Genomic DNA, 8,328 nt, shown 5'->3' on the forward strand with positions numbered 1-8,328 from the left:
GCGTATCAGATGAAGTGATCTTCTCCTATCTCTGGCATTTTAAAGCTTTGTACGTCTCCTTCCTCTTTTCTCTATCGCGGAAAGCTCTGGAGTGGATACTCTTTTTCGTGCCGGTTTCCTGTCTTTTGTGTCGCCCTTTGGCATAACTAGTCATTTTCTAATTTGCATTTCATCTTTATCCTCCTGATTACTCATGGTAAGATTTGTTTTATAATCTCGCTGAATCATTTTGAAAAAGCGATGGGAAAAAGTGCCAAGAACAAAGATGTTGCCTTACCTTCTCGTTAAGATTTGAGGTTTAAGTCTGATTACTTTCAAGGCCTTGAAACTTATCATTTGTCCGAAATGAGCAAGAAGATGTTAACCCGCAGAGAATTTCTAAAACTCTGTGCCAACTCCGCAGCCGGTTTAGGGTTATCCCGCATTTATGTACCCGCGATTGTGGAAGCCCTGGGGAATGCTGCGAGGGGCAACCCGCCGGTTATCTGGCTTCAGGGCGCCGGTGAGAACGGATGCTCGGTATCTTTGCTGAACACTACTTACCCCAAGCTTGCCGATGTTCTTCTTAAGTTGCGGTATCACCCGACAATTATGGCCGGAGAAGGAGAACTTACTCAACGCGTCGTAGTAGAGCTGAAAGAAGAATATGCGGGAAAGTTTATCTTAGTTGTGGAGGGCGCAGTCCAACCGGGAGAGGATGGGTTTTACTGTATCATCGGAGAGAAGGATACAAAGCTGTTTACACTCCCCGACGTTCTCCAGCGCCTGGCTCCCGCGGCGAGAGCGATAATCGCTGTTGGCTCGTGTGCTTCTTTTGGAGGTGTCGTCAAAGGCAAACCCAACCCTACAGGGGCTATGGGCGTAAGAGAATTCTTAGGGAGGACTGTGGTAAATATCCCTGGCTGTCCCGCTCATCCAGATTGGATCATAGGGACCCTTGTTCATATGCTTCTCTATGGGCCGCTGCAGCTGGATTCTCAAGGTAGGCCTATTTTATTTTATAGCACCCTTGTACATGGAGAGAACTGCCCTAATTACCCCTACTACCTGAGGGGAGAATACGCCAATTCTTTTAGCGAAGGTGGGTGCTTATACCAGCTCGGGTGCAAGGGGCCGATTGCCGAGGCCGATTGTCCTATAACAAAGTGGAATTCAAAGACTAACTGGTGCAATGAGTGTCGAGGGCCGTGTATCGGATGTTGCTCTCCTGAATTTCCGGATGGGAGAACATCTCCTATCTACACCCCGATACATTGGGACGCCGCCCAATTCCGTGACATCATCACAAAAGAACCAGCACGCGAAGAATAAGAAAGCCCTGGTACCTAATTGAGCTAAAGGGGTAACACTTTCATGTCAAGAAGAATAATAATTGATCCCTTAACACGAGTAGAAGGTCACCTGGGAATTGAGGTGGAAGTTCATAATGGGAAGGTAATAAATGCCCGCTGCAAGGGAAACATGTTCCGCGGCTTCGAGATAATCTTGAGAGAAAGAGATCCTCGCGATGCGCTGCATCTCACGCAAAGAATATGCGGTGTATGCTCTTCTTCTCACGGCAGTGCAAGTGCGATCTGTTTGGAAAATGCCTTTAATGTAACACCGCCGGATAATGCAAGGATTATCCGAAATTTGGTCGCGGGGGCTGACTTCCTTCATTCGCATATACTTCATTTTTATATCTTGGGAGCACTGGATTATGCCAGGGGTCCCTATGCCCCGCCTTACATCCCTCGCTATAAGGGAGATTATCGCTTGCCCAAGGAAGCAGATAGGGTTTTTAGGGAGCATTATCTCAAAGCCCTTACTATTCGCAGATTGGCGCATGAGTTGCGTGCAATATGGGCAGGAAAGGCTCCCCACCATACAGGTTTTGTGGTAGGTGGGGTTACGCAACGACCCAGTGCGGAAAGCATCAGTGCCTGTTCATCGAGATTGATTCAAATACAAGATTTCATTGAAAATACGTATATACCCGATGTCACAGCTGTTGCCCGTGCATACGAAGATTACAGGCATATTGGCGGAGGATATGGGAATCTTCTCTGTTTTGGGGGTTTTAATCTGGATAGCGAAGGGACAAAGAAATTTTTTGCAGCAGGTGCGTACATAGGGAGCAGTTATGTAGAGGTAGATCCCAATATGATAACCGAATATATTTCTTATTCCCGGTATAACGACCACACGAGCGGAAGAAATCCGGCAGATGGAGAGACCCTGCCAGAGCCGAAAAAGGAGAGAGCGTACAGCTGGCTGAAGGCCCCTCGATACAATCGTCAGCCAGCTGAAGTAGGGCCTTTAGCAAGAATGTGGATAAAAGGTGTTCATCGAGAAAGGATATCCGTAATTGACAGGCACATAGCCCGGGCCCTGGAGGCAAGAGAAATCGCTACCGCTTTAGGGGAGTGGTTAGAAGAAATTAGAATTGGCGAGCCAATATACACGGAAGCAAGCGTACCGGATGAGGCTGTCGGTGTGGGATTGACAGAAGCGCCCCGTGGAGCTTTGGGACATTGGTTAAGGATAGAGAATTCTAAGATAGCTCATTATCAGATTGTCACACCTTCTACTTGGAATATTTCACCCCGTGATGATGAAGGTATTCGCGGACCACTTGAAGAAGCATTGATTGGCACCCCTGTCGATGATCCAGATAATCCGATAGAATTGGGTAGAGTGGTTCGTTCTTTTGACCCATGTATTGCCTGCTCTATCCACCTTATAAAACCTAATGGGGAGCTACGGGAATATCGCGTAGCTTAGCTACAATGGTACTAATAATTGGTTGTGGGAACATCCTTCTTGGAGACGAAGGGATAGGGGTTCATCTCATCAAGGAGCTCAAGAAAGCAAGGCTGCCTGATACTATTGAGCTTCTTGATGGAGGAACGGCGGGATATGATCTTATTCCTTATATTGAGGCGGCAGAAAAGGTAATCATTGTGGATTCTGTTAAAGGAAATGGGAAGGCGGGCGAGATTTATAGATTTACCCCCCATGATTACAAAGAGGAATCATGCGCCAGCCTTTTTTCCTTACATGAAACTAGTTTAAAAGATGTATTTATAACAATGGAGCATCTAGACATCCAAAAAGAGATTTTTATTTTTGCAGTAGAGCCCGAGAAGGTAGAGGCAAGAATAGGCTTGTCGAAGAAGCTACAAAATCTACTCCCTGATCTTGCAAAGTTAGTTATTGAAGAATCAAATGTCTCAGAAAGAAATACGAAAAGGTGATTCTAATTTTGTAGTGCCCATTGGCGAGCCAAATGTTTTATTCGCTCAATATAATTGAACTTACTGCGCGCGCCTTTGAAACTTTACCGACCCGACAAGGTCGGGACGAAAATAAAAACTGCCTTTCCGGCCCCCTAAAAATTGGGTCAGAAAAGCAGTTCGAAGCTAATCCTGCGGCAACTTCGTTTTCCTCAACCAGAAACTCGCGACCAGAAACTGTTTTTGCTGTAGTAATGGCGACCCAAACGGTTGCCCGTTGGAACCAGATTATCACGTGGCTGGGGGAAGTCAATATCATGCGGGAAGCTACGGCAGCTTGCGGAGTGTAGGGCCTTATTTCCCCTACTTCCTCCCCTGATAAGAATATCCCTCTCCTATTTGGAACCAAGATATTGACATCTATACGGGGTATTTCAGTGAGAAGAGCTGCTGCTGCAGGTCACCAACTCTACTGATGACCAGTGCGATTTTGAAGTCCCCTCCCCCGCCCCTCGCCTAGTGCACCGTCACGTCCGTCACCGCCGCATACCCCTCGATCGGGACGAGGGGATCAAAGCCCGCAGGAACGAGCTCCACCACGACGGTGTACTCCCCTGAGGCCCTGCGAGGAATCGTCAGGTTGAGAAGGCGGGCGGTGTACGCCGCAGAGAGCTTGGGGACGTTCCTGACGAGCGGGTGGGTGCCTCTCTGGAGCGCGGTCGGCTTGCCGAGCGTGAACGAGTGCGCGGAGGGGCCGGGGCCGAAGATGCAGCCCCACGCGTCGAACTTCTGCGTGATCGGCTGCACCACTACGTCCACGGTGAAGGTGTCCCCGGCCGCCGGCGTGAGCGAGCTGCACGTCACGCTGAGAGCAGGCGTGGGTGTCGGCGGGGGCGCGGCGAGGTACTCGATACAGTTCTCGAGCAACTTCTCCATGTCGGGGCCGAAAAGCTCCGGGGTGATCCCGAGGAGGATCGTCCGCCCTCCGTTGCCTATGACGATCGCCGCCTGGTAATCCGCGGCCGCCGGGGTGTATCCGGCCACTGCGGTCGCGTCATCGCACGGCTGGAGATAAAACCCGTCAACGGTTGAGGGGGAATCCCCCCCTACCGGCATGAGGTTGGGGATGGCGTTCGGCGTGGTGAGGAGGGGGTTTGCGGGTTCCCACCGCAGCACGGGGATCGGAGTCGTGTAGCTGTAATCGCTGGGCCGCATGTTCGCCCCGAGGATGTTCGCGAGCGCCCAGTCCATGTCCCAGTAGTTCACTGCGCAGCGGCCGCCTTTCCCGATGTAGTTCATGAGGGAAACGAGCGTGCTGTCGTCAAAAGTGCCGTCATAATTATCAACCAGCACCAGGCCCCATTCCGTCCCGCCCGTCAGGGCCGCGTGGAAATCAGTGACGTTGCTGGTCTTGGTAAACGTGTATCCCCGGGCGTTGAGCGCCGCCGGGTAATACGCAGGTATCCCGGCGGGTATGTTGAGCAGCAGGATGTTCGGGGCGGCCGTCACGGACGCTGCCGCCGTGAGAATCAATACTGGTACAAGGATTGTGATCGCTCTCATGATGCGCGGCCTCCTTTACCCGTTGAGAATGGTACATTCCGCCCATATGACGGGCGCGCGATAACGGGGGTCAAGTCCTCATTTGCTGCATAGTGGTTTTGCTGCTGTTTTGCCTTTATCCAGCAACGAGCAACTATTGCGCGTCACCACTATTTCCTCACCTAAGCAGTACATGCCTCTTGGGTTTGGAACCATAGATATAATATCAATTGGGGTGGGCAAAAACAATTGACTATCACAGATATATTGTTGTTTCCGGCTACTTTGGATAGAATTTACATTCGGAAGGGAAGTTGACAGCCTGGTGGCTGGAACAAAGCAGGTACATAATGAGGACAGCGGGAATGAAGGAGAAGTGCAGAAGAAAGACGGTCGCGGAAAGGCGCAATTACTTGATTCTGACTGTGGATCAGGCAAAGGCCGTCGTTCTTGAATGGTTGCGCCAGATAAGGTTGGAGAGAGCCACGCGCTTCGGCCTACCAGAGGTTGAGCGGGCCGTTTGGGGTCAAATCTTTATCCTTGACAATTGGAAGCATCTTGAAGTGCCGGCGTTTTCTTGACAAGGCACTTCGGCTCATTCAGCCTCCGGCTTCATTCGCTCAGTGCCAAAATAAAAAGAGCCCACATCAGGGCTCTTTTTATTTTGCCGACCCATACGGTTGCCAATTGGAACCATATAGTCGCTTGGCTTCGGGGAATCAATATCATTCGGGAAGCAGAAGTGTCTTGCGCGGTCTAAAAGCTCCTCCCACCTGCTTCCTCACCTGCTCAGAACATCCTTCTTACCTTTGGAACCACGATTATAGCGAAATATATATTGCCCGCCCCCCCCGTGTATGGTATTCATGGTGTGGATAATGGCTTGTGACCCTGCTGGGCGCGACCGAGTCGAAAGAGGGGAGCAGCGCAAACCGAGGGAGGAAGAGATGAGGGCAAAGCTGATCATGGCATTGAGCGCGGCGGTTATGATTTCGGCGATATCCTTAACATTTGGCCAGCTCATGATCAGCCCATGGCCGATGTTCCATCAAAATGCCAAGCACACGGGCCTGAGCATTTATTCGGGGCCTCCGACAGTCTCTATCGCATGGAGTTATCGAACGGGGGATGAGCTGGAATCATCTCCTGCCATAGGCTCTGACGGGAGAGTCTGCGTGGGATCTTATGACAACAATGTGTATGCCCTTACTTCGACAGGTTCACTTACATGGTCATATGTGACGAATGGCAATGTGCAGTCATCTCCCGCCATTGGCTCTGACGGGAGAGTCTCCGTGGGGTCAAGTGACAACAATGTGTATGCCCTTACTTCGATAGGTTCACTTACATGGTCCTATGTGATGGTGGACGAGGTGGCGGCAGACGCAGTGTATTCATCTCCTGCCATAGGCACTGACGGAACAGTCTTCGTGGCGTCTAAGAAACAGAGGGTATGTGCCCTCACTCAGACAGGTTCACTTACATGGTCCTATAGGACGAGCAACGAGGTGAGATCATCTCCTGCCATAGGCTCTGACGGGAGAATCTATGTGAAGTCCTTTGATAAGAGCCTCTACGGCCTCAATTCGACAGGTTCACTTACATGGTCCTATATGACGGGAAGCCCGGGAAGCGATGCCTATGAGGAATCATCTCCTGCCATAGGCTCTGACGGGAGAATTTACGTGGGGGCAGGTGACAACAATCTGTATGCCCTTACTTCGACAGGTTCACTTACATGGTCCTATGCGACGGGATTGCATGTTAATTCATCTCCTGCCATAGGCTCTGACGGGAGAGTATACGTGGGGTCTTATGACAACAATGTGTATGCCCTTACTTCGACAGGTTCACTTACATGGTCCTATGTGACGGGACTGGATATTTATTCATCTCCTGCCATTGGCTCTGACGGGAGAGTCTACGTAGGGTCAACGGATTACAGGGTGTATGCCCTCAATTCGACAGGTTCACTTACATGGTCCTATGCGGCGTGGCGGGAGATTTGGTCATCTCCTGCCATAGGCTCTGACGGGAGAGTATACGTGGGGTCTTATGACACAGTGATCTACGAGTTTCAAAGCGAGCCATCGGCAACGCCAACCGGCACACCCACCAATACGCCCACGATCACGCCGACTCAGACGCCGACTCAGACGCCGACTATAACCTCCACGCCGACAAATACTCCGACAGCGACGCCAACCGGCACACCCACCGATACGCCCACGATCACGCCGACGGTGCCGACGCCCACGCCGACGGCCCAGATGTCTCCTACGTCGACACCTTCGGCTACCCCGTCTGCGACGGGGGCGCCCACGGCCACGCCGATACCGCCACTGATCATTGTTCCGGGGGCATTGACGGCCGGGCAGACCTTCTCGCTGTACGTGGCACTGACCGAGGATATTACCCAGCCATTCGACTTCTATATCCTCGCCGACACCCCCGCGGGGCCCTACACGCTCTACCTGAACGGCAAGATCAAGAAGGGAATCACGCCGCTCTACAAGAACGTGAAGAGCTTTACTAAGGATTTCATAACAACGGTGCGGTCGGCGGTCAAAATCCCATTATCTATGAAGGGGAAGACGATCACCTTCTACACCGTCGCAGTTAATGCGGGCAAGAAACCGCCGGTGAGGAAGCTCTCTGAGCTCACGCCGACCACCAAGTATGTGAACCTGATGGCTAAGGCCGCAGCAGTGGTTAACTGAGCGGGATCGTTGTTCTATCAATAGCAGGGGGGCCTCAAGGCCCCCCTGTTTTTTCTCCTCATGCATTCCCACCCGCAATGATCCAGACAGTGCGCTTCCCCCACCTCCCCATAGGGCCGTCCAGTAACGGTAAATTAAGCCGTCTGGGGTCACTTGACAATTGGAAGCATCTTGAAGCGCCGGCGGTTTCTTGACAAGGCACTTCGCACCGAGCGAAGCCGAGGTGCTCAGTGCCTGAAGGGACCTCAGCTCGCTTCGCTCGCTCAGTCCCAAAAATAAATGGCGGGCCAACTTCAAAAGGCCCGCCCTTTATTTTTGGCGACCCAAACGGTTGCCAGTTGGAACCAAATACGCACTTGGCTTCGGGGAATCGATACCTTTCGGAAATCAGTAGCGTCATGCGCAGTATAGAGCCTCATCCCCCCTGTTTCCTCACCTGCTCAGTACATCCCTCTTGGGGTTGGAACCATGGATATAACATCAATGGGGGGCGGGGCGAAACAATTCCTTTTGTGGTTAATTCACGGGAGCACAACGCTATGTTGAATATCGGATAGGGCTTACAGCTAATTTTTGGGGCTAAAAATTGCAGCTAAGGCCCTTATCTAGCCTTAAAATAATCCCATCGCATTCCACAGCAACACAATATCGTGGTCCGACCCGAATGGCGCTTACTTAGCCCATGATAACCCGCCATAACCATCACCGTATCAATGTATAGCAAGAAAAGGGCACGCCGTCTATCCACACGCAGGATTTATTCCTGCCTCGATCGTCACATCCGCACGTAACAGTCAGCGGTTTTGTGACCCTCGCTTTCGTTTCGGAACCCCTGAGCCGAAGAATAGTAT

Annotated in this window: 7 protein-coding genes; 6 read left to right on the plus strand and 1 reads right to left on the minus strand. The window is 51.4% G+C overall.

The genetic code is table 11. The annotated features are described in order from the left end of the window. Positions 1-345: 345 nt before the first annotated feature. The 4 genes from NTX71_11850 to NTX71_11865 are packed head-to-tail and all read left to right on the plus strand — an operon-like array spanning position 346 to position 3,565. Positions 346-1,311, plus strand: coding sequence for a hydrogenase small subunit (locus NTX71_11850; protein MCX6340592.1), 966 nt, complete (start codon positions 346-348; stop codon positions 1,309-1,311). 42 nt (positions 1,312-1,353) lie between these two features. Then, positions 1,354-2,763, plus strand: a complete 1,410-nt coding sequence (locus NTX71_11855) for a nickel-dependent hydrogenase large subunit (GenBank protein MCX6340593.1) — start codon at positions 1,354-1,356, stop codon at positions 2,761-2,763. 5 nt (positions 2,764-2,768) lie between these two features. Beyond that, complete coding sequence (locus NTX71_11860) at positions 2,769-3,236, plus strand: hydrogenase maturation protease (protein ID MCX6340594.1); 468 nt, start codon at positions 2,769-2,771, stop codon at positions 3,234-3,236. Positions 3,237-3,268: 32 nt separating this feature from the next. Beyond that, on the plus strand, positions 3,269-3,565 hold the full coding sequence (locus NTX71_11865; protein MCX6340595.1) for a hypothetical protein: 297 nt from the start codon (positions 3,269-3,271) through the stop codon (positions 3,563-3,565). 166 nt (positions 3,566-3,731) lie between these two features. Here NTX71_11865 and NTX71_11870 read toward each other — a convergent pair whose 3' ends face one another. Next, the gene (locus tag NTX71_11870; protein ID MCX6340596.1) at positions 3,732-4,778 is read right to left on the minus strand and encodes a hypothetical protein; all 1,047 of its coding nucleotides are present in this window, start codon (positions 4,776-4,778) and stop codon (positions 3,732-3,734) included. 329 nt (positions 4,779-5,107) lie between these two features. On the opposite strand from NTX71_11870, the gene NTX71_11875 reads away from it, so the two are divergent. Both NTX71_11875 and NTX71_11880 read left to right on the plus strand, forming a co-directional pair. Then, complete coding sequence (locus NTX71_11875) at positions 5,108-5,338, plus strand: hypothetical protein (protein ID MCX6340597.1); 231 nt, start codon at positions 5,108-5,110, stop codon at positions 5,336-5,338. Positions 5,339-5,704: 366 nt separating this feature from the next. Next, entirely contained in the window at positions 5,705-7,477 is a 1,773-nt protein-coding gene (locus NTX71_11880) for a PQQ-binding-like beta-propeller repeat protein (protein MCX6340598.1), read from the plus strand. The last annotated feature ends 851 nt before the right edge of the window (positions 7,478-8,328 follow it).

This window comes from Candidatus Auribacterota bacterium (assembly GCA_026392035.1).
Classification (GTDB): Bacteria; Auribacterota; Tritonobacteria; order UBA1439; family UBA1439; genus JAPLCX01.

Excerpts from the sequence above, each read along its gene's own strand:
- NTX71_11850 (MCX6340592.1), top strand. The coding sequence starts at position 346 with ATGAGCAAGAAGATGTTAACCCGCAGAGAATTTCTAAAACTCTGTGCC.
- NTX71_11855 (MCX6340593.1), top strand. The coding sequence starts at position 1,354 with ATGTCAAGAAGAATAATAATTGATCCCTTAACACGAGTAGAAGGTCAC.
- NTX71_11860 (MCX6340594.1), top strand. The coding sequence starts at position 2,769 with ATGGTACTAATAATTGGTTGTGGGAACATCCTTCTTGGAGACGAAGGG.
- NTX71_11865 (MCX6340595.1), top strand. The coding sequence starts at position 3,269 with ATGTTTTATTCGCTCAATATAATTGAACTTACTGCGCGCGCCTTTGAA.
- NTX71_11870 (MCX6340596.1), bottom strand. The coding sequence starts at position 4,778 with ATGAGAGCGATCACAATCCTTGTACCAGTATTGATTCTCACGGCGGCA.
- NTX71_11875 (MCX6340597.1), top strand. The coding sequence starts at position 5,108 with ATGAGGACAGCGGGAATGAAGGAGAAGTGCAGAAGAAAGACGGTCGCG.
- NTX71_11880 (MCX6340598.1), top strand. The coding sequence starts at position 5,705 with ATGAGGGCAAAGCTGATCATGGCATTGAGCGCGGCGGTTATGATTTCG.